Origin of the sequence: Streptomyces sp. SAI-135, assembly GCF_029893805.1 — a bacterium.
Classification (GTDB): domain Bacteria; phylum Actinomycetota; class Actinomycetes; order Streptomycetales; family Streptomycetaceae; genus Streptomyces.
On record NZ_JARXYP010000002.1, the window covers coordinates 8,260,617 to 8,282,428 of the forward strand.

Below are 21,812 nucleotides of genomic sequence, written 5' to 3' on the forward strand. Positions count from 1 at the left end.
GGCGGGGTCACTCCGTCACGAGGACCAGCTTCCCCTTCGTCCGGCCGGTGTCGCCCAGCGCGTGCGCCTTCGCGGCATCGGCCAGCGGGAAGGTCCCCGCGATCGTGGGCCGCAGCTCGCCCTTCTCGACCAGCTCGGCGATCGCCTCCATTCCCGCCCGGTCGGCGTCCACGAGCATGCGCACGGCCCGCACCCCGAGCCGCTCGGCCTCCTGGCCGAACTCGTCCGAGCCGACCGGCAGGATCGACACCACGATCCCGCCCGGCCGCAGCACCCGCAGCGAGTCCACGGACGTCCGGCCGCCGAGCGTGTCCAGCACGACGTCCACGTCCTTCACGGCCTCGGTGAAGTCCGTCTCCCGGTAGTCGATCACCTCGTCCGCGCCCAGTTCGCGCAGGAAGTCGTGCTTGCCCGCGCTCGCGGTGCCGATCACATGGGCGCCCAGCGCCTTGGCGATCTGCACGGCCACATGGCCCACCCCGCCGGCCGCCGCGTGGATCAGCACCCGCTGACCCGGCCGCAGGTCGGCGCGCTCGACCAGCGCCTGCCACGCGGTCAGCGACACCAGGGGCAGCGCGCCGGCCTGGACGTGGTCGATCGAGGCCGGCTTGTGGGTGAGGGCCCGCACGGGCGCGATCACGTACTCGGCGTGCGAGCCGTGGCCCCACGGGTACGGCAGCATGCCGAACACCTCGTCACCCGGCTCGAAGGCCGCGACCCCGATGCCGACCGCCTCGACCACGCCGGAGACGTCCCAGCCGAGGACGAACGGCGGCTCGCCGAGGAAGCCGCCGGTGGCCCGGTGCTTCCAGTCGGTCGGGTTCAGGCCGGCGGCCCGGACCCGGACCAGTACCTGGTTCGGTCGCGGCGCGGGGCGCTCGACCTCGATCTCCTTGAGGACCTCGGGACCGCCGAGGATGTCCTGGCTGATGGCTCGCATGGTGTTCACAGTGCTCATGGTCGACCAGCCTGCCCGGCACCGCCCGTCAGGGAAATGGCATGATTGCCAAGCTTCGATAGGATCGTGCCATGCGACATGTGGAGCGGACCGAGCGCGTCGTGGTGCTGGCCCTGGACGGCGTGTACCCCTTCGAGCTGGGCATCCCCAGCCGGATCCTCGGCGCCGCCGACGGCCGCTACGAGGTGCTGACCTGCTCGGTCGACGGCCGACCGGTGCGCACCAACGCCGACTTCACCATCGGCGTCGCACACGGACCGGAGATCCTCACCACCGCCGACACCGTGGTGATCACACCCGTCGCGGCGGAAAGGATGCCGGTCGACCTCCCGCGGGAGGTGCGCGAGGCCCTCGCCCTCATCCGCCCCGACGCCCGGATCGTCTCCATCTGCACCGGCGCCTTCGTCCTGGCCGCCGCCGGCCTCCTGGAGGGCCGCAGGGCGACCACCCACTGGCAGCTCGCCGACCACTTCCGGCGCCTGTACCCGCACGTCGACCTCGATCCCGACGTGCTCTTCGTCGACGACGGCCGCATCCTCACCTCGGCCGGAGCCGCCTCCGGCGTGGACATCTGCCTGCACCTCGTCCGCAGGGACCACGGCAGCGAACTCGCCAACACCGTCGCCCGCCGCTGTGTGGTCCCGCCCTTCCGGGACGGCGGCCAGGCCCAGTACATCGAGCAGCCCGTCCCGGAACAGGGCGCCACGAGCACGGCCGCCACCCGCGCCTGGGCGCTGGAACGCCTCGGCGAGCCCCTGACCCTGGGCGAGCTGGCCGCCCACGCCCGGATGAGCCTGCGCACCTTCGCCCGCCGCTTCAACGACGAGGTCGGTCTCAGTCCCGGCCGCTGGCTGATCCAGCAGCGCGTGGTCCTGGCCCGGCACCTGCTGGAGTCCAGCGACCTGTCGGTCGACCAGATCGCCGCGCGCGTCGGCTTCGCCACGGGAGCGTCCCTGCGCCAGCACCTGCACGCGGCCATCGGGGTGTCACCGCAGGTCTACCGGCGGACGTTCCAGACGGCGGCCCGCTGAACGTTCCCGGCCCGCCCGGCGTCGAAGGATCATGAAGGCGGACGGCGTACAGGGGGCGGGAATGCGCAGGGGGCTGTGGGTGGCCATGGCGGCCGTGGTCATGACGACGGTGGGCTGTGAGTCGGGAGAGGGCCTGGTGATCGAGGGCGAGGCACCGGCCACCGTCTACGACGGACCGATGAACGTCCCCACCGAGGAACTGGACGAGCACACACCGCGGGCGCTGCGGCTCGTCTCGGGGGCCGCGGGCCGGGCCCTGGAGTGCGCCGGGGAGATCCACAACGGCAACGGCCCCGACGGCTGGAGCGAGGACGACGGCGGGGACGGCCCGGAGGAGGGACTGGAGCTGTACTTCGACCTGTTCGACCCGGGCGAGCCCCGCTCCGGGTACCGCGTGGAGCGCCGGGAGGCGGACCGCGTGCTGTACTCCTACGACGTCGGCGGCCGGACCAAGGTCGCCGTCGTGGTGGCCAAGGACCAGAAGGGCAGACCCGGTTGGGGCCCGGAGACCAGCGCGTCCTGCGACCCGTCCGAGCTTCCCGCGGCGTGGACGGCCTCCCACGGCTACGAGATCTGGACCGACCGCGCGGGTGAACGGGTGCCGACCAGCGAGGTGAGCAGCCGGCCGGGGGACGACCACTGCGGCTGGAGTGAGGTGCACTTCCTCGATCTGGGCGGGCGGGAGTACGCCCGTGACCCGGAGAGCCTCCTCGAACCCGGCGTGCTCACCGCGTCCTACGACGGCTCGGCCACCCTGCCGCCGGACGCCCGCGACACCGGATACCGGTACGAGGAGCGGGAGTTGTGGCTGGCGGACGACTCGCGCTCGGCGTACGTCCGCACGCCCCAGGGTGTCGAGGCATGGCCCCTGCTCGGGGAAGAGGTGGCCTGCATGTGAGGCGGGTTCACCGGCTGGCGTGCAGGGCGACGAGCAACTGCCAGACCTGGTCGGCGATGTCGGCGGCGCCGGCGTCGAGCAGGCCGTGCAGCCAGTCGGCGAGGACGCCGGCGAAGGTGGCGGCGACCGCCGAGGCGACCAGCGGGGCGTCGGCGGCGCCCGCGAGCTCGCGCTCCCGCAGGCTGTAGGCCCGCAGGTCCCGGTGCAGCACCCGGCCCAACGGTCCGCCGCCGCCCGGGGCGAGCAGGGACCGGTACAGGGCGGAGTGGGGGGTGAGCGAGGCGAAGAACTCCGCCAGCGCGGGCGGCGCGTGCACCGGGTCGGGGCGCCCGCGCCAGGCGTGCAGTGCCTCCACGGCGTCCCGTACGACGTCCGCGCAGGCGTCGACCGCGAGCGCCTCCAGGCCCTCGTAGTGCACGTAGAAGGTGGCCCGGCCGACCCCGGCCCGCCGCACCAGCGCGGCCACGCCGACCTCCTCCAGGGGACGCTCGGCGCACTCCGCGAGCAGTGCCTCCCGTAGCCGCGCCCGGGTGCGGGCCGCCCGCGGGTCCTCGGGTGCGGGGCGGCTCACCGTGCGAGGAGGACGGCGGCCAGGGCGAGCGCGCCCGGCAACGCCTGCGCGGCGAGGATCCGGACGTTGGCGGTGACGGCGCCGTACACACCGGCGACGATCACGCAGACCAGGAAGAACACCTGGACCCGGAAGCCGGTCGGGTCCCCGGCGACCAGGCCCCACACCAGGCCCGCCGCGAGGAAGCCGTTGTACAACCCCTGGTTGGCGGCCATCGCGGCGGTGGCCCGGGCCATCTCCCGGTCGAACCCGTGGAAGGACATCCCCGGCTTCTTCTGCCACAGGAACATCTCCATCACCAGGATGTACACGTGCAGCGCCGCCACCAGCGCGACCAGCACGTTCGCCAGGATCTCCATCAGCTTCCCCTACTTCTTGGACGTGTGTCCACTATAGCTGGACAGTCGTCCAGGAAGTCCAGCTGTCAGTGTCGGCCGCTAGCGTGCGCGCCATGACCACCGACGAAGACCTCACCGTCCGCCGCGCCCGAACCGACGACATCCCGGGGCTCGTCGCCTCCAGCGCGGGCCTGTTCGCCGAGGACGCCGGGACCAGGGACCCGAGCGTCGACGTCGACTGGCCGCGTGAGCACGGGGCGGCCTCGTTCACGACGGCCCTGGCGGACCCGGGGCGGCTCGTCCTGGTGGTGGTGCACGAGGGCGAGGTGGTCGGCCACCTGACCGGATCTCTCACCGAACCCTCGGCCGTACGGCCCGTGAAGTCGGCCACGCTGAACGGCCTCTACGTCCGTCCGGCCCACCGGCGCTCGCGGGTCGGTGCCCGCCTGGTGGCGGACTTCCTGGCCTGGGCCGAGGCCCAGGGGGCGCGGCAGGCGGAGGTCGCCGCCTACTCCGCGAACCCGGAGGCGATCCGCTTCTACGAGCGTCAGGGGTTCGGCGCCCACGCAGTGACCCTGCGGCGCGCCCTAGGACGAAAGGCGGAGGTGGAAAGCGGTTCGAACGACCAGACTGATCGCGTCAGTTGACGAGCCCGCAGGAGGACGCACACCGATGGCCCCGCAGCCGCCCCGCACCCCGAAGCAGCGCAAGCAGGACACCTTGCACCGACTGGAGCACGACGAGGACGTCTGGGTCGCCACCGCCCCGGACGACGACTCGGGGGTGCCGTACCTCGTCCCGCTCTCGTTCCTCTGGGACGGCTCCGCCCTCCTCCTCGCGACCCCCGCCGCCGGCCCCACCGGCCGGAACCTGAAGGCGACCGGCCGGGTGCGGCTCGGACTCGGACCCACCCGGGACGTCGTGATGATCGAGGGCAGTGTGGACACCGTCACCCAGGCCGAACTCACCCAGGAGGAAGGAGACCGCTTCGCCGAGCGGACCGGCTTCGACCCCCGCCGACTCACCACGCCCTACCTGTACTTCCGCGTCCACCCGCGGCGCGTCCAGGCCTGGCGGGAGGCCGACGAGCTCACCGGACGTGAGCTGATGCGGGACGGACAGTGGCTGGTCGCCGACTGAACGGGCCGTGCCGGGATATCCGCAAGGTACAGGGCCGCGGGGCCCGACGCCCCGTGGCCGGACCCTTCGGAGGAGACATGGCACTGGTGAAAGCGGGGGTGGTCGTGCTCGACTGTGCCGAGCCCGAGAAACTCGCCGTGTTCTACAAGGAGTTGCTGGCGGCCGAGGAGACCGACGCGACCGCGAACCGCGTGGAGATCAGGGGAGCGGACGGCTTCCGGCTGGCGTTCCGCCGTGACGTGAACGCCACACCGCCGAGCTGGCCCCGGCCCGAGAACTCCCTCCAGGCCCACATCGACTTCGTCGTGGAGGACCTGGACGAGGTCGAGCGCAAGGTGGTGGAGCTCGGCGGGCGCCCCCTGGACACGAAGGACGCGGCGGGGCCGTTCGAGGAACGAGGCTACGCCGACCCCGCCGGACACTCCTTCACCCTGCGGACGGTCACCCCGACCGCGCCCAAGCAGGGCTGACTCAGTCGCGGCCGCCCTTCTCCTCGGACGGCCAGACTCCGGTGGAGCGTTCGATGGCGGTGGCTCCCGCGCGGTCCACCGCGCTGCGGACCACGGCGAAGATGGCGCCCTGGACCGCCGCGGCCAGCAGGATCTCTCCCCAGCCGCGGTCACGGTCCAGGGCGTCGGGCGCGTTGTCCTCGTGCCGGACCGCCTTCCAGGTCTTCTGGAAGAACAGTCCCGCCAGCGTTCCGCTCGTCCATCCCAGTACGAAGCCGAGGGGCTTGTAGGCGAGGGGCAGCTTCTTCTTCTTTGCCACGTCAGTCTCCTTGCTCAGTGGTGGGTCGGTGGTGCGCGGGGACCGCCTCGGCCGTCGGCACCGGGCCCGGCGGGGTCCCGTCGCCGAACGGACGGCCGCCGAGCCGCTCACGGTGGTGCGGCGTCAGCCAGCCCGCCAGGTCCGGCCCGAGCGGCACGATGCCGGTCGGGTTGATTCCGCTGTGCACCTGGTAGTAGTGCCGCTTGATGTGGTCGAAGTCGACGGTGTCCCCGAATCCCGGCGTCTGGTAGAGGTCGCGGACGTACGCCCACAGCACCTCGTTCTCCGCCAGCTTCCAGCGGTTGCACTTGAAGTGACCGTGGTAGACGGCGTCGAAACGTACGAGTGTGGTGAACAGCCGGATGTCCGCCTCGGTGATGGTGTCCCCGACGAGGTACCGCTGCCGTGCCAGCCGCGCCGTCAGCAGGTCGAGCCGGCGGAACACACCCGCGCACGCCTCCTCGTACTCCTCCTGGCCGGTGGCGAAACCCGCCCGGTACACACCGTTGTTGACGTCCTCGTAGACCTCCGCCATCACCGTGTCGATCTCGTCGCGCAGCGCCCGCGGATACAGGTCGGGCGCTCCCTCCCGGTGCAGGGCCGTCCACTCGGTGGCCAGGTCCAGGGTGAGCTGCTGGTAGTCGTTGGTGACGAGCTTCCCGCTCGGGACGTCCACCAGCGCGGGCACGCTCACCCCACCGGGGTAGTCGCTCTCCCGCCTGTCGTAGGCCTCGCTGAGGTAGCGGATGCCGAGCACCGGGTCGCGGCCGTCCGGGTCCAGGGTGAAACGCCAGCTGCGGTCGTCCTGGATCGGGTCGGCGATCGCCATCGAGAGCGCGTCCTCGAGGCCGAGCAGCCGTCGCGAGATCACCGCCCGGCTGGCCCAGGGGCACGCGCGGCTGACCACCAGACGGTAGCGGCCGGCCTCCACCGGCCAGCCGTCCCGGCCGTCGGCGGTGACCCGGTCCGCGAAATGGCTCTTGGACCGTTTGAACGCCTTGTGGCCGTACGCGCTGTTGCCGTCGTCGGCGCTGCCCATGCTGCCTCCTGTCTCACGCCAGTCCTGTTGGACGCGTTCCCCGTTTTCGGGAATCGGCACGGTGTGAGTGCCCGGGAGGCGGGCAGTCGGCGTGGGTGAGCGGGACATCGACGAACGAAAAAGCGGACAGGAAAACCCGCGTCACCGTCCTGGTGGCGCTCGCGGCGAACCTGGTGATCGCCGTCGCCAAGGCCGTGGGGGGCCTCCTCGCGGGCTCTCCCGCACTCCTGTCGGAGGCGGCGCACTCCGTGGCGGACAGCCTCAACGAGGTCTTCCTGCTGGCCGCGCTGCGCCGCAGCCGCCGCCCCGCGGACCGGCGACATCCCTTCGGCTACGGCAAGGAACGGTTCTTCTGGTCGCTGATCGCGGCTGTCGGCATCTTCGTGATGGGCGGCTGCTTCTCCTTCTTCCAGGGCGTCGAGGCGCTCCGCAACGGCGCCGAGGAGGAGCTCAGCGGCTATGTGGCGGGTCTGATCGTGCTGGGGGTGGCCTTCGTCGCCGAGGGGGTCTCACTGCTGCGTGCGCTGCACCAGGTGCACAAGCAGGGCGGCGCCGCCCAGGGCATGCGCGATCCGGCCCTGCGCACGGTCGTCGCCGAGGACGGCACGGCGGTGCTCGGTGTCACCCTGGCCATGATCGGCATGGCGCTGCACATGGTCACCGGGCAGGTGGTGTGGGAGGCGTCCGCGTCACTGGCCATCGGTGTGCTGCTGGTCTACGTGGCCTACCGGCTGGGCCGTGAGGCCAAGGGACAGCTCATCGGCGAGGCAGCCGACCCCGAGTCCAGCGCCCGGATCCGGGCCGTGCTGGACGCGCAGCCCGAGATCGACAGCGTGGAGGCGCTGTTCACCATGAAGATGGGGCTGGACTCGGTCCTGGTGGCGGCCCGGGTCGACCTGGTTCCGGGCCTGGACAGCGAGCAGGTCGAGGAGGTCGCCGTGCGCATCAAGCGGTCCGTGTCGCGGACCGTGGCAGAGGCGGACCAGATCTTCCTCGACGTGACCGACCGGCCGGCCGAGGAGGCACGGGAAAGCCCCGCCGCGACGGGGGAACGCGGCGGGGCCTGACGCTCGGGTGCCCGGCCGCAGCCGGTTCATGCGTCCCGGGCCGAAGAATTCTGCGGGCGCGGTCAGTCGCCGTCCACGGGCTCCAGGACGAACACGGGTATCACCCGGTCCGTCTTCTTCTGGTAGTCCGCGTACGGCGGGTACGCGGCCACGGCACGCTCCCACCACTCGTCCTTCTCGGCGCCGGTGATCTCCCGGGCGACGAAGTCCCTCTTGACCGGGCCGTCCTGGAGCTCGACGTGCGGGTCGGCCTTGACGTTGTGGTACCAGACCGGGTGCTGGGGCGCGCCGCCCAGGGAGGCCACCACCGCGTACCGCCCGTCGTGCTCGACCCGCATCAACGGCGTCTTGCGGATGCGGCCGCTCTTAGCGCCGCGGGTCGTCAGCACGATGACCGGCATCCCCGTGTCCAGGAGCGTGTTGCCCTCGGTGCCGCCGGAGCTCTCGTACAACTCCACCTGCTCACGCACCCACTGGGTCGGGCTGGGCTCGTACTCGCCCTCAAGAGGCATGGTTTCCCTCTCCTCGTCGTCGGCTACCGCGTTCTCGCACGGCTCTTCAACACGGCGCGGATCGGGAATCATCCCTTCCGGCGGCGACGATCTCCGGCCAGATTCCCCTCGCCACCGATCTGGCCGAACTTCTCGTCGCCTTATGGATGCCCTGGGCATCTAATGAGGATCTGCACGATGCACCCTTCGTCTGCGAGGTCTTCCATGACGGAAACGGAACCCGTCGCCTTCCCCCAGGACCGGACCTGCCCCTACCACCCGCCCGCCGCCTACGACCACCTGCGCGCCGGCCCCCCGCTGTCCCGGATCACCCTCTTCGACGGCCGTCCTGCCTGGCTGGTCACCGGACACGGCACCGCACGCACCCTGCTCGCCGACCCCCGGCTGTCCACCGACCGAACCCGGGACGGCTTTCCCGCGCCCACGGCACGTTTCGCGGCGATCCAGAAGCGGAGGACCGCGCTGCTGGGTGTCGACGACCCCGAGCACCGCGTCCAGCGACGCATGATGGTCCCCAGTTTCACGCTCCGCCGGGCCACCGAACTCCGCCCCCGCATCCAGCAAACAGTCGACGAACGCATCGACGCGATGATCGCCCAGGGGCCGCCCGCCGAGCTGGTGAGCGCCTTCGCGCTGCCCGTCCCCTCGACCGTCATCTGTGCGCTGCTCGGTGTGCCCTACGGCGACCACGACTTCTTCGAAGGACAGTCCCGGCGACTGCTGCGGGGCCCCACGGCCGAGGACGTCACGGACGCGCGCGACCAGCTCGAGGCGTACGTCGACGAGCTGATCGACCGCAAGCGGAAACAGCCCGAGCCGGGCGAGGGTGTGCTCGACGAACTCGTGCACGGGCAGCTGCGGGACGGTGAGCTGACCCGTCAGGACGTGATCGCCCTGGCGATCATCCTGCTGGTCGCCGGCCACGAGACCACCGCCAACATGATCTCCCTCGGCACCTTCACCCTGCTTCAACACCCCGACCGGCTCGCCGAGTTGCGCACCGAGCCGGCGCTGGTCCCGGCCGCGGTCGAGGAGCTCATGCGGATGCTGTCCATCGCCGACGGGCTGTTGCGGATGGCCGTGGCGGACATCGAGGTGGCCGGGACGACGATCCGGGCGGGGGAGGGGGTGGTCTTCTCGACCTCGGTCGTCAACCGCGACGAGGACGTCTACGCCGACCCCGACGCCCTGGACTGGCACCGGCCCGCCCGGCACCACATCGCCTTCGGCTTCGGCATCCACCAGTGCCTCGGCCAGAACCTCGCCCGCGCGGAACTGGAGATCGCCCTGCACACCCTCTTCGACCGGCTGCCCACCCTGCGCCTCGCGGCTCCCGCCGAGGACATCCCCTTCAAGCCCGGCGACACGATCCAGGGGATGCTCGAACTCCCCGTGACCTGGTAAGAGGCTCCGACGATGCCCGTGGACATCGACATCGACAAGGACGTCTGCATCGGGGCGGGCCAGTGTGCCCTGGCCGCCCCGGGCGTCTTCACCCAGGACGACGACGGCTACAGCACGCTCCTGCCCGGCAGGGAGAACGGCACCGGCGACCCCATGGTCCGCGAGGCCGCCCGGGCCTGCCCTGTCGCTGCCATCACCGTGTCGGAGACGGTGAGCTGACGCGGCGGGTCGGGTCGGGGGCCGCCGACCCGACCCGCCGTGACACCGCCCCACGCCCGAAGCCCTTACACGGGCTGCGGGCCCCCGTCCAGGGACCGGCACTCACCGCAGGTTGCGCTCAGCGGGAGTGCAACAGCAGTCGGAAACCGCTCCCCGTGCCTCGTCGCGTGTCAGTGGGCGTGCAGCAGCAGGCGGGCCGCTTCCCGTGCCTCCCCGGCAGGGCGGGTGGTGCCGGTGATCCCCGCCGTCACCATCGCCCCCTCGGCGAGCAGGAAGAGCGGTCCGGCCAGGGCCGGGGGACGCCCCGCGGCGGCCACGAGTGAGGCGAGGTAGTCCGCGAACGCCCCCTTGTGCGCCCGGACCTGGGCCGCCACCCGGTCCGAGGTCGCGCCCAGCTCGCCGTACGAGTTGATCCAGGCGCAGCCGCGGAAGCCCTCCTCGCCGAACCACTGCTCCAGCCAGTCGAACACCGCGAGGATCCGTTCCTCCGGGCCCGGCCGGAGCTCCACGAACTCGGCCAGGCGACCGCGCCAGCGCCCGTCCCGCCGCTCCAGACAGGCCTCCACCAACTGCTCCTTCGCCGGGAACAGCTGGTAGAGCCGCTTGAGCGAGACCCCCGAGGCACCGCGTATCTCGTCCATGCCGACAGCCTGAATGCCCCGCCCGTAGAACAGCTCCTCGGCGGCGTCCAGCACCCGGTCACGGGCCACTGCGCTGTCCATGGACGACCACTCCTTGACGTGAGAACGAGCGTTCTCCTACGGTAGCAGGCACGCCGGAGAACGCCCGTTCTCCGCCTGCCCGGCCGTTTCGGCCACGGAGGACGCCATGACCGACCGCCCGCCCCTGCCGCCCTTCACCCGCGACACCGCCGCCCAGAAGGTGCAGGCCGCCGAGGACGCCTGGAACACCCGTGATCCGCACCGTGTGGCGCTCGCCTACTCCGAGGACTCCGTCTGGCGCAACCGCGGCACCTTCGTCACCGGCCGCGCCGAGATCGCCGAGTTCCTCACCGCCAAATGGGCGCGCGAGCGGGAGTACGCCCTGCGCAAGGACCTGTGGGCGTTCGACGGCAACCGCATCGCGGTCCGCTTCCAGTACGAGTGCCAGGACACCGAGGGGCAGTGGTGGCGGTCGTACGGCAACGAGCTGTGGGAGTTCGACGAGCACGGACTGATGACCCGGCGCGAGGCCAGCATCAACGACGTGCCCATCGAGGAGAGGGAGCGCCGCATCCGCGGACCGCGCCCCGACAGCGAGCGGGGACTGTCCTTCCCGCTTCAGTAGAGTTCCGGCGTGACCCGACAGGACGAGACACCGCCCTTCTTGTACGTCGTCGTGTGCGCCGCCGGCATCGCGGCGGGCGTCGGCAGGCTGATCACCGCCGCGCAGGAGCGGGAGTGGAGCGTGGGGGTCATCGCCACGCCCACCGCCATGGACGGCTTCTTCGACGCGGCCGCCGTCGAGGCGCAGACCGGCCGTCCGATCCGTTCCGCATGGCGTCGCCCGGGGGACCCGCGGCCCTTCCCGGACCCGGACGCGGTCGTGGTCGCCCCGGCCACCTTCAACACGATCAACAAGTGGGCGGCGGGAATCGCCGACACCCTCGCCGTGGGCACGCTGTGCGAGGTGGTCGGACGAGGCGTCCCGGTCGGCGTCCTGCCCTGTGTCTCCGACGACCTCGCGGGCCACCCCGCCTACCAGGACAGTCTGATCCGGCTGCGGGGGACGGGCGTCCGGTTCGGGCACCCCCACCAGGGCGTCGAGGGGGCGGACTTCGGGTGGGAGCGGGCGCTGGACCTGATCGAGCAGGGGTGAGCGGGGACCTTGATCGCCCGCGACGCCGTACGCTCCCCTTCGGACCCCTCTCGAAGGCAGGAGCAGCAACGATGCAGTACGTGAAGCTCGGTTCGACGGGCCTGGACGTCTCGCGGATCTGTCTGGGCTGCATGTCCTACGGCCTGCCGGACCGCGGCGTGCACGAGTGGACCCTCGACGAGGAGGCGTCGCGGCCCCTGATACGGCAGGCGCTGGACGCCGGTATCAACTTCTTCGACACCGCGAACGTCTACTCCGACGGCACCAGCGAGGAGATCGTCGGAAAGGCCCTCGCGGACTTCGCCAACCGCGACGAGATCGTGCTCGCGACCAAGGTGCACGGCCGGACGCGGTCCGGGCAGAACGCCGCGGGGCTCTCCCGCAAGGCGATCATGGCGGAGATCGACCACAGCCTCAGGCGCCTGGGCACCGACTACGTCGACCTGTACCAGATCCACCGCTTCGACCCCCGCACCCCGGTCGAGGAGACGATGGAGGCGCTGCACGACCTGGTGAAGGCGGGCAAGGTGCGCTATCTCGGGGCCAGTTCGATGTACGCCTGGCAGTTCTCCAAGATGCAGTACACCGCCGAGCGGCACGGCTGGACCAAGTTCGTGTCCATGCAGAACCACTACAACCTCCTCTACCGCGAGGAGGAGCGCGAGATGCTGCCGCTCTGCGCCGACCAGGGCGTCAGCGCCCTGCCGTGGAGCCCGCTGGCCCGCGGCCGCCTGACCCGGGACTGGGGCACGGTCACCGACCGGAGCTCCACCGACGACTTCGGCAGCCGCCTCTACCAGGAGGGCGACCGCTCCATCGTGGAGGCCGTCACCCGCATCGCCGGCGACCGGGGCGTCCCCCGCGCCCAGGTGGCCCTCGCCTGGCTGCTCGCCCAGGACACGGTGGCGGCCCCGATCGTGGGCGCGGGCAAGCCGCACCACATCGAGGACGCGGTCGCAGCGGTCGAACTGGAGCTCAGCGACAAGGAGATCGAGGAACTGGAGCGGCCGTACACGGCCCGCCCCGTCGTCGGCCACAGCTGAGTCCGGTCGCAGCCTGCTAGTGCGGTCCGTGCGGTGCGAACTCCGTACCGCACGGACCGGCCCCCTCGCTCTCCGGCAACGGGACCCGCGCGCCGCTCATCGACAACGTCCGGTAGTAGTGCCCGATCCGCTCGGTCGAAGCCCCCACGTAGTGCCCGATGAACGAGCGCCGGAAGCGGTCCGCCGTACGGTTCGGCTGCGAGCCGTGCACCAGGCTGCCGTTGAAGAACAGGACGTCCCCCGGCGCCATGTCGACGGGAACCGCGGCGAGCCCCGGAGGCGGTGCCACGTACTCCCGTGCGAACGACACCGCGGAGTCCGCGAGTTCGGGACAGAACAGGTCCATCCGGTGCGTGCCCGGGACCACTTCGAGGCCTCCGTTGTCCCGGTCGATCTCGTCGCAGGCCACCCAGGCCGCGACGCAGGTGCCCGGCTCGACCCGCAGATAGAAGTTGTCCTGGTGCAGCGCCTGCCCCCGCGCGCCCGGCGGCTTGAAGTAGAACATGCTCTGCGCGGCCAGCACCTCCTCCCCGAGCAGCGACTCCAGCACCTCCCGCAGCCGCTCGTCCAGCAGGAACCGCAGCGCCAGGTCGTCGATCTCGTGCGGCTGCATCACACGCGGATACCTCCGCAGCGGATCCGTCGACTCGCCCGGTGCACTCGGCTCGAAGTGCCCCGGCACCGGACCGCCCGCGTGCAGCGCCGTGAACCGCCCGCACAGCCGGTCGATCTCGTGGCGTGCGAACAGCCCGCGGACGACCGTGAAGCCGTCCTCCTCGAACTGCCGGAGCCCTGTCTCGATGCCCGTGACTGTCATCCGGTCACTCCCTGGTCGTCCCTGGTCGGATGTGTTCCACTCGTCACGCTAGGCCGCAGCCCGTGCGAGGAGGATGCCCGTGACCGCCCACGGATTGCCCGAGACGACTGCGTCCGCGGACCCCGGGCCACCGCCGGGTCTCGTGGTCGTCGGCCGCTACGACGAACTCCCGGGCTACACCATGCACCGACCGGGCGGCGCCGACAGCTGGCTGTTCACCTGGACGGTGCACGGCCGGGGCACCCTGCGCCAGGGACGGACCGAGACCGTCGCGGACGCCGGGGACCTGGTGGTGCTCGCCCCCGGCACCCCGCACCGCTACGGCGTCCGACAGGGCGCCGAGCACTGGGAGTTCTGGTGGGCGCACTGCGCAGCCAGACCGTCCTGGACCGCCTGGCTGAAGCCGTACGGCAGGGGAGACGGTCTGTACGTCATCACCCCCGCCCGCCCTGGCCCCCCGGGCGCCCCGGATTCCGTGGACCGCGCGGATCCCGCCGACGGCGGGCCGCACGCCCGGATCGATGCCGCCTTTCGCCGGATGCTCGCCGACGCCCGCTGGACCGGTACGGGCACCCCGCCCGCCCCGGCCGCGCCCGGCGACCGCGTCGCCGTCGCCGTCGCCGTGGCGCACGGCAGCACCGCACGCGAACTCGCCCTGGGCGCACTGGAGGAGGTCGTCCTGCTCGCCGCCGGCTCCGCGCACGCGACCCGGACCGGGACCGGGATCGACCCCCGGGTCCAGCGCGCGCAGGAGCTGATCGCGGCGGACCCCGGCGCCCCGCACACGGTCCGGTCGCTCGCCGGGCAGGTCTCGCTGTCACCGTCCCGGTTCGCCCACCTCTTCACCCGGCAGCTCGGCCGCTCGCCCATGCGGGCGCTGCGCGAGGCCCGGCTGCAACACGCCGCCCGGCTGCTGGAGAGCACCGACCTGTCCGTGGAACGTGTCGCGGCCGCTTCGGGTTTCGCCAGCCCCTTCCACTTCAACCGCGTCTTCCGCGACCGCTACGGCACACCGCCCGGGGCCTACCGGGCCGCGGGCCCAATGGTTGGACCATGACATCGCGGGACCGCCGGGACGCGCTGTGTAGTGGACGTTCAATGGTTCCCTGGATCCCTTCGCGGAGTTAACTGGGTCCTGTTTCCAAATACGGAATCACCCCAGCGGCATTCCTCGGCGCTTCGGTGTTGACGAATCGTCTATCTATGCGGGGAGAACGGGAAGCGCAAAACCGCGAGATCACTTGTTCGACGTCCCTGACCTGTGCAAAGGTGTGCCTTGTCGGCGCACAGACAATGCATATTCCCCCTGTGTGCTCTTGACCCGCTCCGTACGCCCCTCATGCTTCAAAAGAGCTGTCCCAGGCGGACGCACCCATTGGTATGGACTTAATGCAATGCAGCATGCCCTCGGGAGGAAATGCCGCCGTGAAGGATGCAGGCCTGTCGAATTCCCCGTCTCCGGTTCGCCCGTACGACGTCACGGACGAACAGCTGAGCGCCGAGCTCAAGAAGTGGAGCGGCACGACGCCGGCCCTGCAGCCCGTCGGTGAACTCCTCGACCGGCACTGGGAAGCCGCCTTCGCCTACGCGCGGCTGTGCACCGACGGTCCCCGTCCCGCGGGCATGCTCACCACGGCCGCGTTCACCCGGCTCTTCGGCGAGTCCCTGCGCCACACCGGACCCACCGCCGCGTGGCGGCCCCATCTGCTCGTCACCGTCCGCCGGATCGCGGCCGAGTGGGACTCCGACGGCCGCCGGGAGATGCTCCACCCCGAGCTGAGAACCGAGGCGGGCGGCGGCCGAGCCGCGGCCCGTCTGCTGCCCCCCGCCGAGCGACGGCTGCTGTCCGGCGCCTTCCAGAGGCTTCAGCAGTCCGCCCGCTGCCTGCTGTGGCACACCGAGGTGGAGGCCGAGCCGATCGGCGTCCCCGCGGGCCTTCTCGGCCTGGACGACGAGGACGCCCGCGTCGAACTCCGCCGGGCTCGCGAGCGGTTGCGCGAGGAATGCCTCCAGGTCCACCGCGAGCTCGCCCCCGAGCAGGAGTGCCGGCACTATCTGCGGCTGCTCGACGTGACCTACCGGCGTGGCGGCGCAGACCTCGACCCCGATCTGCGCGAGCACCTGGAGCGGTGCCGGCACTGCATGCACACCGCCGACCAACTGCACCAGTTCAACGGGCAGCTCGGTCTCGCTCTCGCCGAGGCCGTGCTCGGCTGGGGTGCCGCCGCCTATGTGCAGGCACGGCTGAGTGTCGACGACACGGACACGGCGCACGAGGCCCGACAGCACGCCCCGGCACGGCCGTTCGTGGCCGAGGCCTTCGGCACACCGATGCCCTTCCCCACCCCGGGCCAGGACATCGCCCCCGGTCCCGTGCCCGCCGACCCGGCGCCCGCCGCCCCCGGTCATCGCGCCGGTGCCCGCTCCGCCTCCCGCCGCTCGGCCCACAAGGCCGCCCGCCGCACCTCGCGCCGCAACCTCGCCGCGGCCGTCCTGACGGTGAGCGGGCTCGTCGTCCTTCCCCTCGTCATGTGGTCCTCCTTCCACTCGGACGACAGCGGTCCGGCCGACGCCACCCCGTCCGAGGCGCCCGGCTCCGACACCGCCTCCGCGACCAGCGACCCGTCGTGGGCCGGGGCGAGCGAGGCGCGCCGGGGCGACCTGCGCGGCCGTCTGCACAACGTCGAGTCCGGACGGTGCGTCGGTGTCGTCGGCAAGGAGCTCGCCCGGGGCGCCGAGACCGAACTCGCCGAGTGCTCCGCGTCCCAGGACCAGCAGTGGACGTACGAGACCGACGGGCTGCTGCGCAGCGCCGCCGACCCCGACCTGTGCCTGGACTCCCGCCTCGGGTTCTCGGTGCGGCTCGCGACCTGCACGGGCGCCACCGCACCCGACGCCAAGGACATCCGCTACGACTTCACCCTCCAGGGCACCCTCGTACCGCGCTGGAACCAGGACCTCGCGCTGGCGCCCGCCGCCACCGACGGATCCGGCGCGCTGGTCCTGAAGAACCGCGAGGACGGCCCCGCCCAGCGCTGGGTGTTCGACACCTCCAGGACCGACCCGCAGATGGAGGCGGTCAACTGGGACGCGGACAGCAGCGCCACGCCGACCCCGAAGTCCGCCCCCGCGCCGTCCAGGACGCCCACCCCGACCCCGACGGCGACCGCCACACCGACGGCCACCCCGACCCCGTCGAGCACGTACCCCGGAGACCAGTGCTCCACCGATCCCTACTCCTGCTCCTGGGGCGATCAGAGCGGTGGCGGATCCGGCTACGGCGGCGGTTACGGCTCTGGGGGTGGCTACGGGTACGGCGGTGGCTACGGGTACGGAAGCGGCGGCTGGGGCGGCGGGCGCTGACCCCGCTCAGGCTCCGACGAGCTGGAGCGAGCCCCACAGGGCCACCACCGCGGCCACGAGCGCGGTCGGCACGGTCAGCAGGCCGAGCCGGGTGAACTCCCCGAGCCCCACCTCGTGGTCGTCGCGGTGCAGGATGCGCCGCCACAGCAGCGTGGCGAGGGACCCGGCGTAGGTCAGGTTCGGGCCGATGTTCACCCCGAGCAGCACCGCGAGGACCGCGCCGGGCCCGGCCGCCGCGGTGAGCGGCAGCAGGACCAGGACGGCGGGCAGGTTGTTGATCAGGTTCGCCAGGACGGCGGCCAGCGCGGCGATCCCCAGCAGCGCGAGGAGGCCCATCCCGTCCGGCAGGACGTGGTGCAGGGCGTCGGCGAGCCCGTTGTCGACGACCGCGCGCACCACGACGCCGAGGGCGAGCACGAACGCCAGGAAGGCCGGAGCCGCCGCCCGCACCACCGAGACGGGGCTCGCCTGCCGCCGGACGAGGGCGCGGCCCGCCAGCACGAGCGCCCCGGCACAGGCGACCCAGGCGGGATCGACGCCGAACGCGGAGGCCACCACGAATCCGGCCAGCGTGCACCCGACGGTGACCAGCGCGAACAGCGGCAGCGCGGGTTCCTCGGCGGGCTCGGGGGAGTGGTCGACGACGGTGAGGTCGCTTGCGAAGAAGCGCCGGAACACGACGTACTCGACGGCGATCGCCGCCAGCCAGGGCAGTGTCATCAGCAGCGCGAACCGGGTGAAGCTCACCCCGCTCGCCTCGAAGGCCAGCAGGTTCGTGAGATTCGACACCGGCAGCAGCAGGGAGGCCGTGTTCGACAGGTGCGCGCACGCGTAGACGTGCGGCTTCGCACGGGCCCCCATCCGGGAGGCGGTGACCAGCACCACGGGCGTGAGCAGCACCACGGTGGCGTCCAGGCTCAGCACCGCCGTGATCGCCGAGGCCAGCCCGAACACACCGGTCAGCAGCCGCCCCGGCGAACCGGCCGACCGCCGCGCCAGCCAGGCCCCGCAGGCGTGGAACAGCCCCTCGACGTCACAGAAGTGGGCGAGCACCAGTACCGCGGCCAGGAACCCGACCACCGGCCCCAGCCGCTCGGCCTCCGCCCACGCGTGCTCCGGGGAGATCGCCCCGGTCACGACCGCGAGCCCCGCCGCCGGGACCGCGACCACGGCCTCCGGCCAGCCGAAGGGGCGTAGGACCGCCCAGACGAGTACGGCGACGAGCAGGGAGACGGACAGGGTTTCGGCGAGCGGGGTGTTCAGGGCGGTTCCTTCAAAGGGGCGGGCAGACGTGCCAGGTCATGAAACCAGGCCAGGGTAAGAACTCTCTCCGGGCCCCCGCCCCCGGCTGTTCAGGCCCCGGTGCCCGGGCTGAAGGGGATGAGCCGCACCGACGACTCGGTGCCGGACACCGGGACCTCGCCGCCCTTCCAGGTCACCTTCAGCGGGTCCTCCTCGTCCGGCGGGGTCACCAGAAGGGCGGCAGGGGTGGCGGTGCCCGCCCCGCTGACCTCGGGGTTCGCGAAGGACAGGCCGGCCCAGGCGCTGCGGCCCGGTGCCAGCCGCACCGTCTGCGGATCGCCCGAGGACCGCTCGGGGTCGGGGCCCAGCTGCCTGCCGGAGGCGTCGACGAAGGCGGTGCCCGGGTAGCCGTGCAGCGTGCAGGTGCGGCTCGACGTGTTCGTCAGCACGACCGGGAAGTTCTCCTGCCCCGCGCCCGGGTTGTTGCGGCCGACGGACGCGCTGAGCTCGGCGGTGTGGCACCGGGTCCCGCCGGCCGGGGACTGCGGCGCGGACGGGGTGCGGGAGTTGCTGACCGCGTCGGTGGGGACCCCGCTCGGCGCGCCGCTCGCGTCCCCGGACGCGGGCACGGAGGCGGACGGTGTGGTGGTGCCCGTCGCCGGGGCCGCCGTGCCGGACTCCGTGGGCGAGGCGCTCGCCGAGCCGTCGTCGCCACTCCCGCAGCCCGCCAGCAGGCCGAGCAGTGCGACCGAACTCGCGAGCAGTGCCGCCCGCCGTCCACCCAGCAACCTGTTCGTCATGTCTCCACACTCCCGGAGATCTCGGGCACGCGCGCGTACGGGACCTTGTGCCCCGTCACCTGGCTCCGATGTGCATGGCCGGAAAGTCGGCCGACGGCCACCGTGACGGGGGCGGCCGCCCCACGGCGGGCGCTCCAGGTGCGTACCCGGCCGCGCCGGTCGGTACGCGTGCCGTCGCGGGCGCGGCTCATTCCAGGTCGAGGAGCCCGATCTCCGCCCAGATGGTCTTGCCGTCGGCCGTGTGCCTGCTGCCCCAGCGCTGGGTGAGCTGGGCGACCAGGAGCAGCCCCCGGCCCCCCTCGTCCCAGGTCTTGGCGCGCCGCAGGTGCGGGGCGGTGTGGTTGGTGTCGGACACTTCGCATATCAGCGTGGTCGCGTCATGGATGAGACGCAGCCGGATGGGGCGGGCGCCGTAGCGGATGGCGTTCGTCACCAGCTCGCTCGTCACCAGCTCCGCCGTGAACGACGCCTCGCTCAGGTCCCAGCGGGCGAGCTGCTCCACGACCTGCTTGCGCACGGGCGCCACCAGCGAGGGGTCGGCGGGGATGTCCCAGGTCGCCACCTGGGAGGCGGGCAGGCCCAGGGTGCGGGCCAGCAGCAGGGCCACGTCGTCCGTGGAGCCGCCGGGCGGCAGCAGCGCGTGCAGCACCCGGTCGCAGCTCTCCTCCAGGGAGTCGGCGGGCATGGCCAGGGCCTCGCACAGCATCGCGTGACTGGCGTCCACGTCCCGCTCCCGGGACTCGATCAGCCCGTCCGTGAACAGGGACAGCAGGGTCCCCTCGGGCAGCGCGAGCTCGGCGGACTCGAACGGCAGCCCGCCCAGGCCAAGCGGCGGCCCCGCGGGCAGGTCCACCTGGCGCGCCTGCCCGCCCGGTGTCAGCATCACGGGTGCCGGATGCCCCGCCCGGGCCAGCGTGCAGCGCCGCGACACCGGGTCGTACACCGCGTACAGACAGGTGGCCCCGACCTCGCCGGGGCTGCCCTCACCGCCGGCCTCCGCGGACAGCCGTACGACGAGGTCGTCGAGGTGGGTGAGCAGCTCGTCGGGGGCCAGGTCGATGTCGGCGAGGGTGCGGACGGCGGTGCGCAGCCGGCCCATCGTCGCCGAGGCCTGGATGCCGTGCCCGACCACGTCCCCGACGACCATCGCGACCCGCATGCCCGACAGGGGGATCACGTCGAACCAGTCGCCGCCCACCCCGGCCCGGGCGGCCGGGAGATAGCGGGAGGCGGCCTGCACGGCGGCCGTGCGGGGCAGGGAGCGGGGCAGCAGACTGCGCTGGAGGGCCAGGGCCGTCTCGCGCTCGCGGGAGAAGCGGCGGGCGTTGTCGATGCAGATCGCGGCGCGCGCGGTGATCTCCTCGGCCAGCAGCACGTCGTCCGGGGTGAAGGGGTCGGGCCGCCGGTACCGGGTGAGGACGGCGACCCCGAGGGTCTGGCCGCGGGCCTGGATGGGCACGGACATCGTGGAGTGGACGCCGTACTCCTTGACCCGCTCGGCACGTGTCCTGTTCCAGGTGAGCCACTCGTCCAGGTGTCCGGAGGCGACCGTGGCCACGATGGTCCGGCCCGCCGTCAGCGAGTCGGCCTGCGGTGAGGAGGCGGGGTACACCTCCGTGTGTCCCGGCTTGACCACCGCCAGCGGATTGCCGGGTTCGACGGACTGGTGGGCGGCGCGGCGCAGCTCGACGGGCGGTGCGAGCCTCGCCGGTGGCTCGCCGTTCTCCTGCGGGTCCAGCAGGTCGATGCTGACGAAGTCACCGAGTGCCGGAATGCACACGTCGGCCAGTTCCTGGGCCGTGCGGGTGACGTCGAGGGTGGTGCCGATGCGTACGCTCGCCTCGTTGACCAGCTGGAGCCGCTCCCGGGCGAGGAAGAGGTCGGTGAAGTCGTGGGCGGCCAGGCACACACCGCGCACCCGGCCCGCCGGGTCGGTGATCGGCGCCATCCGGGCCAGCCAGGCGTGCGCGCTGTCCTCGCCGCCGGTGCGCATGTACGTCTGCACGTCTTTCGCCCGGCCGGTGGTGAGCACGTGCAGCAGGTGCTCCTCCAGCTCCTCGCTCTGCCGCTTGCCGCCGATCTCGGAGAGTCTCAGGCCCTGGATCCGCTTCTCGGGCAGCCCGATCACGTCCGCCATCGCGTCGTTGATCCGGCGCAGCCGCAGCTCGTCGTCGTAGACGGCGACGGCACAGGGCGATTGGGTCAGTACGGCCGTGCCCAGCGGGTCGTCGGGGGAGCGGGGACCGCCCGGCTCCAGCGGGGTGACCACGAGCCAATGCCCGGGGCCGCCGTCCGAGGAGTTCTGGTGGTGGGCGAGCAGCCACACCGTCACGGCCGTGCCGTCGCGGTGGCACAGGGTGAGGGTGCCGTCCCAGCGGGCGCCGACGGGCCCGTCGGGCAGCTCACCGCCTTGGCCGACCAGGAGGTTCGCCGCCGGTCTGCCCACGACCTCGGCGGGCGACCAGCCCAGCAGCCGCTGCGCGCCGGCGTTCCACGCGACCAGCGTGCCGTCCTCACCGACGACGGCCCGCGCCGTCGCCGCGTCGTCGAACGGGTACACGAGGGTCATCGTCGCCACTCCATTGCGCGCACTCTCAGTGAACAGACACGTCACTTGGGTTCCAAGCGTAGTGCGTCGTGCCCGCGCACGAACGGCGAACCCCTGCGCACGCCCCATCCCCGGACGGACCGCCGTCAAGGCGTAAATCCGGCCGAGGTGACATGGGGGGACAGAAGCCCACGACCGCACCTTGACGGCCGAGACCCGGGGCGCGGTGCGCATCG

At 72.3% G+C, this 21,812-nt stretch carries 24 protein-coding genes; 13 read left to right on the top strand and 11 right to left on the bottom strand.

Going from position 1 to position 21,812, the window contains the following annotated elements:
• Window positions 1-7: 7 nt before the first annotated feature.
• Window positions 8-958 carry an NADP-dependent oxidoreductase gene (locus M2163_RS41815; RefSeq protein WP_280896641.1) on the bottom strand — a complete coding sequence of 317 codons (951 nt, stop codon included), beginning with the start codon at window positions 956-958 and terminating at the stop codon, window positions 8-10.
• A gap of 71 nt (window positions 959-1,029) precedes the next feature.
• On the opposite strand from M2163_RS41815, the gene M2163_RS41820 reads away from it, so the two are divergent.
• Window positions 1,030-1,989, top strand: coding sequence for a helix-turn-helix domain-containing protein (locus M2163_RS41820; RefSeq protein ID WP_280896642.1), 960 nt, complete (start codon window positions 1,030-1,032; stop codon window positions 1,987-1,989).
• Between the two features lie 61 nt (window positions 1,990-2,050).
• The gene (locus M2163_RS41825) at window positions 2,051-2,887 is read left to right on the top strand and encodes a hypothetical protein (RefSeq protein ID WP_280897399.1); all 837 of its coding nucleotides are present in this window, start codon (window positions 2,051-2,053) and stop codon (window positions 2,885-2,887) included.
• A 7-nt stretch (window positions 2,888-2,894) separates the two neighbouring features.
• Here the strand turns inward: M2163_RS41825 and M2163_RS41830 are convergent, their stop codons facing one another.
• Together M2163_RS41830 and M2163_RS41835 are read right to left on the bottom strand one after the other, a co-directional pair.
• The gene (locus tag M2163_RS41830; RefSeq protein WP_280896643.1) at window positions 2,895-3,458 is read right to left on the bottom strand and encodes a TetR/AcrR family transcriptional regulator; all 564 of its coding nucleotides are present in this window, start codon (window positions 3,456-3,458) and stop codon (window positions 2,895-2,897) included.
• Window positions 3,455-3,817 (bottom strand): DUF1304 domain-containing protein, encoded by a 363-nt coding sequence (locus M2163_RS41835; protein ID WP_280896644.1) that lies wholly within the window; start codon window positions 3,815-3,817, stop codon window positions 3,455-3,457. The genes M2163_RS41830 and M2163_RS41835 overlap by 4 nt, the downstream gene beginning before the upstream one ends.
• Before the next feature lie 92 nt (window positions 3,818-3,909).
• On the opposite strand from M2163_RS41835, the gene M2163_RS41840 reads away from it, so the two are divergent.
• The 3 genes from M2163_RS41840 (at window position 3,910) to M2163_RS41850 (ending at window position 5,406) form a co-directional block, all read left to right on the top strand.
• On the top strand, window positions 3,910-4,443 hold the full coding sequence (locus M2163_RS41840) for a GNAT family N-acetyltransferase (protein WP_280896645.1): 534 nt from the start codon (window positions 3,910-3,912) through the stop codon (window positions 4,441-4,443).
• 25 nt (window positions 4,444-4,468) lie between these two features.
• Window positions 4,469-4,936, top strand: a complete 468-nt coding sequence (locus tag M2163_RS41845; protein WP_280896646.1) for a pyridoxamine 5'-phosphate oxidase family protein — start codon at window positions 4,469-4,471, stop codon at window positions 4,934-4,936.
• Between the two features lie 77 nt (window positions 4,937-5,013).
• The gene (locus tag M2163_RS41850; RefSeq protein ID WP_280847632.1) at window positions 5,014-5,406 is read left to right on the top strand and encodes a VOC family protein; all 393 of its coding nucleotides are present in this window, start codon (window positions 5,014-5,016) and stop codon (window positions 5,404-5,406) included.
• Between the two features lies 1 nt (window position 5,407).
• Here M2163_RS41850 and M2163_RS41855 read toward each other — a convergent pair whose 3' ends face one another.
• Together M2163_RS41855 and M2163_RS41860 are read right to left on the bottom strand one after the other, a co-directional pair.
• Window positions 5,408-5,704 (bottom strand): DUF4235 domain-containing protein, encoded by a 297-nt coding sequence (locus tag M2163_RS41855; RefSeq protein WP_280847631.1) that lies wholly within the window; start codon window positions 5,702-5,704, stop codon window positions 5,408-5,410.
• Window position 5,705: 1 nt separating this feature from the next.
• Window positions 5,706-6,743, bottom strand: a complete 1,038-nt coding sequence (locus tag M2163_RS41860) for a glutathione S-transferase C-terminal domain-containing protein (RefSeq protein ID WP_280896647.1) — start codon at window positions 6,741-6,743, stop codon at window positions 5,706-5,708.
• 95 nt (window positions 6,744-6,838) lie between these two features.
• Between M2163_RS41860 and M2163_RS41865 the strand changes: the two genes are divergently transcribed.
• On the top strand, window positions 6,839-7,810 hold the full coding sequence (locus M2163_RS41865; protein ID WP_280896648.1) for a cation diffusion facilitator family transporter: 972 nt from the start codon (window positions 6,839-6,841) through the stop codon (window positions 7,808-7,810).
• Window positions 7,811-7,872: 62 nt separating this feature from the next.
• Here the strand turns inward: M2163_RS41865 and M2163_RS41870 are convergent, their stop codons facing one another.
• A complete protein-coding gene (locus tag M2163_RS41870) occupies window positions 7,873-8,322 on the bottom strand; it encodes a nitroreductase family deazaflavin-dependent oxidoreductase (protein WP_280896649.1) in 450 nt (149 codons plus the stop codon).
• 204 nt (window positions 8,323-8,526) lie between these two features.
• Between M2163_RS41870 and M2163_RS41875 the strand changes: the two genes are divergently transcribed.
• Together M2163_RS41875 and M2163_RS41880 are read left to right on the top strand one after the other, a co-directional pair.
• Window positions 8,527-9,726 carry a cytochrome P450 gene (locus M2163_RS41875; protein WP_280896650.1) on the top strand — a complete coding sequence of 400 codons (1,200 nt, stop codon included), beginning with the start codon at window positions 8,527-8,529 and terminating at the stop codon, window positions 9,724-9,726.
• An 18-nt stretch (window positions 9,727-9,744) separates the two neighbouring features.
• Entirely contained in the window at window positions 9,745-9,945 is a 201-nt protein-coding gene (locus M2163_RS41880) for a ferredoxin (RefSeq protein WP_280854011.1), read from the top strand.
• 170 nt (window positions 9,946-10,115) lie between these two features.
• Here the strand turns inward: M2163_RS41880 and M2163_RS41885 are convergent, their stop codons facing one another.
• The gene (locus M2163_RS41885) at window positions 10,116-10,667 is read right to left on the bottom strand and encodes a TetR/AcrR family transcriptional regulator (RefSeq protein WP_280847627.1); all 552 of its coding nucleotides are present in this window, start codon (window positions 10,665-10,667) and stop codon (window positions 10,116-10,118) included.
• 106 nt (window positions 10,668-10,773) lie between these two features.
• On the opposite strand from M2163_RS41885, the gene M2163_RS41890 reads away from it, so the two are divergent.
• The 3 genes from M2163_RS41890 (at window position 10,774) to M2163_RS41900 (ending at window position 12,806) form a co-directional block, all read left to right on the top strand.
• On the top strand, window positions 10,774-11,232 hold the full coding sequence (locus tag M2163_RS41890; RefSeq protein WP_280896651.1) for a nuclear transport factor 2 family protein: 459 nt from the start codon (window positions 10,774-10,776) through the stop codon (window positions 11,230-11,232).
• A gap of 9 nt (window positions 11,233-11,241) precedes the next feature.
• On the top strand, window positions 11,242-11,763 hold the full coding sequence (locus M2163_RS41895) for a flavoprotein (protein WP_280847625.1): 522 nt from the start codon (window positions 11,242-11,244) through the stop codon (window positions 11,761-11,763).
• 71 nt (window positions 11,764-11,834) lie between these two features.
• A complete protein-coding gene (locus M2163_RS41900; protein ID WP_280847624.1) occupies window positions 11,835-12,806 on the top strand; it encodes an aldo/keto reductase in 972 nt (323 codons plus the stop codon).
• Window positions 12,807-12,822: 16 nt separating this feature from the next.
• Here the strand turns inward: M2163_RS41900 and M2163_RS41905 are convergent, their stop codons facing one another.
• Complete coding sequence (locus M2163_RS41905) at window positions 12,823-13,623, bottom strand: phytanoyl-CoA dioxygenase family protein (RefSeq protein ID WP_280896652.1); 801 nt, start codon at window positions 13,621-13,623, stop codon at window positions 12,823-12,825.
• 73 nt (window positions 13,624-13,696) lie between these two features.
• Here M2163_RS41905 and M2163_RS41910 point away from each other — a divergent pair, with 73 nt between their 5' ends.
• Together M2163_RS41910 and M2163_RS41915 are read left to right on the top strand one after the other, a co-directional pair.
• Entirely contained in the window at window positions 13,697-14,680 is a 984-nt protein-coding gene (locus M2163_RS41910; protein WP_280896653.1) for a helix-turn-helix domain-containing protein, read from the top strand.
• Window positions 14,681-15,048: 368 nt separating this feature from the next.
• Window positions 15,049-16,986: an RICIN domain-containing protein gene (locus tag M2163_RS41915; protein ID WP_280896654.1), complete on the top strand. Its 1,938-nt coding sequence runs from the start codon at window positions 15,049-15,051 to the stop codon at window positions 16,984-16,986.
• Between the two features lie 6 nt (window positions 16,987-16,992).
• On the opposite strand, the gene M2163_RS41920 is transcribed toward M2163_RS41915, so the two are convergent.
• From M2163_RS41920 to M2163_RS41930, 3 genes are all read right to left on the bottom strand, one after another.
• Window positions 16,993-18,249, bottom strand: coding sequence for an arsenic transporter (locus M2163_RS41920; RefSeq protein WP_280897400.1), 1,257 nt, complete (start codon window positions 18,247-18,249; stop codon window positions 16,993-16,995).
• 89 nt (window positions 18,250-18,338) lie between these two features.
• Window positions 18,339-19,028 (bottom strand): DUF4232 domain-containing protein, encoded by a 690-nt coding sequence (locus tag M2163_RS41925; protein ID WP_280896655.1) that lies wholly within the window; start codon window positions 19,026-19,028, stop codon window positions 18,339-18,341.
• Window positions 19,029-19,215: 187 nt separating this feature from the next.
• The gene (locus tag M2163_RS41930; RefSeq protein ID WP_280896656.1) at window positions 19,216-21,597 is read right to left on the bottom strand and encodes a SpoIIE family protein phosphatase; all 2,382 of its coding nucleotides are present in this window, start codon (window positions 21,595-21,597) and stop codon (window positions 19,216-19,218) included.
• Window positions 21,598-21,812: the final 215 nt, after the last annotated feature.

Bases quoted from the DNA above. Each gene is read 5' to 3' on its own strand.
- M2163_RS41815 (WP_280896641.1), bottom strand. From the start codon at position 958: ATGAGCACTGTGAACACCATGCGAGCCATCAGCCAGGACATCCTCGGC.
- M2163_RS41820 (WP_280896642.1), top strand. From the start codon at position 1,030: ATGCGACATGTGGAGCGGACCGAGCGCGTCGTGGTGCTGGCCCTGGAC.
- M2163_RS41825 (WP_280897399.1), top strand. From the start codon at position 2,051: ATGCGCAGGGGGCTGTGGGTGGCCATGGCGGCCGTGGTCATGACGACG.
- M2163_RS41835 (WP_280896644.1), bottom strand. From the start codon at position 3,817: ATGGAGATCCTGGCGAACGTGCTGGTCGCGCTGGTGGCGGCGCTGCAC.
- M2163_RS41840 (WP_280896645.1), top strand. From the start codon at position 3,910: ATGACCACCGACGAAGACCTCACCGTCCGCCGCGCCCGAACCGACGAC.
- M2163_RS41845 (WP_280896646.1), top strand. From the start codon at position 4,469: ATGGCCCCGCAGCCGCCCCGCACCCCGAAGCAGCGCAAGCAGGACACC.
- M2163_RS41850 (WP_280847632.1), top strand. From the start codon at position 5,014: ATGGCACTGGTGAAAGCGGGGGTGGTCGTGCTCGACTGTGCCGAGCCC.
- M2163_RS41860 (WP_280896647.1), bottom strand. From the start codon at position 6,743: ATGGGCAGCGCCGACGACGGCAACAGCGCGTACGGCCACAAGGCGTTC.
- M2163_RS41870 (WP_280896649.1), bottom strand. From the start codon at position 8,322: ATGCCTCTTGAGGGCGAGTACGAGCCCAGCCCGACCCAGTGGGTGCGT.
- M2163_RS41875 (WP_280896650.1), top strand. From the start codon at position 8,527: ATGACGGAAACGGAACCCGTCGCCTTCCCCCAGGACCGGACCTGCCCC.
- M2163_RS41885 (WP_280847627.1), bottom strand. From the start codon at position 10,667: ATGGACAGCGCAGTGGCCCGTGACCGGGTGCTGGACGCCGCCGAGGAG.
- M2163_RS41890 (WP_280896651.1), top strand. From the start codon at position 10,774: ATGACCGACCGCCCGCCCCTGCCGCCCTTCACCCGCGACACCGCCGCC.
- M2163_RS41900 (WP_280847624.1), top strand. From the start codon at position 11,835: ATGCAGTACGTGAAGCTCGGTTCGACGGGCCTGGACGTCTCGCGGATC.
- M2163_RS41905 (WP_280896652.1), bottom strand. From the start codon at position 13,623: ATGACAGTCACGGGCATCGAGACAGGGCTCCGGCAGTTCGAGGAGGAC.
- M2163_RS41910 (WP_280896653.1), top strand. From the start codon at position 13,697: ATGCCCGTGACCGCCCACGGATTGCCCGAGACGACTGCGTCCGCGGAC.
- M2163_RS41925 (WP_280896655.1), bottom strand. From the start codon at position 19,028: ATGACGAACAGGTTGCTGGGTGGACGGCGGGCGGCACTGCTCGCGAGT.
- M2163_RS41930 (WP_280896656.1), bottom strand. From the start codon at position 21,597: ATGACCCTCGTGTACCCGTTCGACGACGCGGCGACGGCGCGGGCCGTC.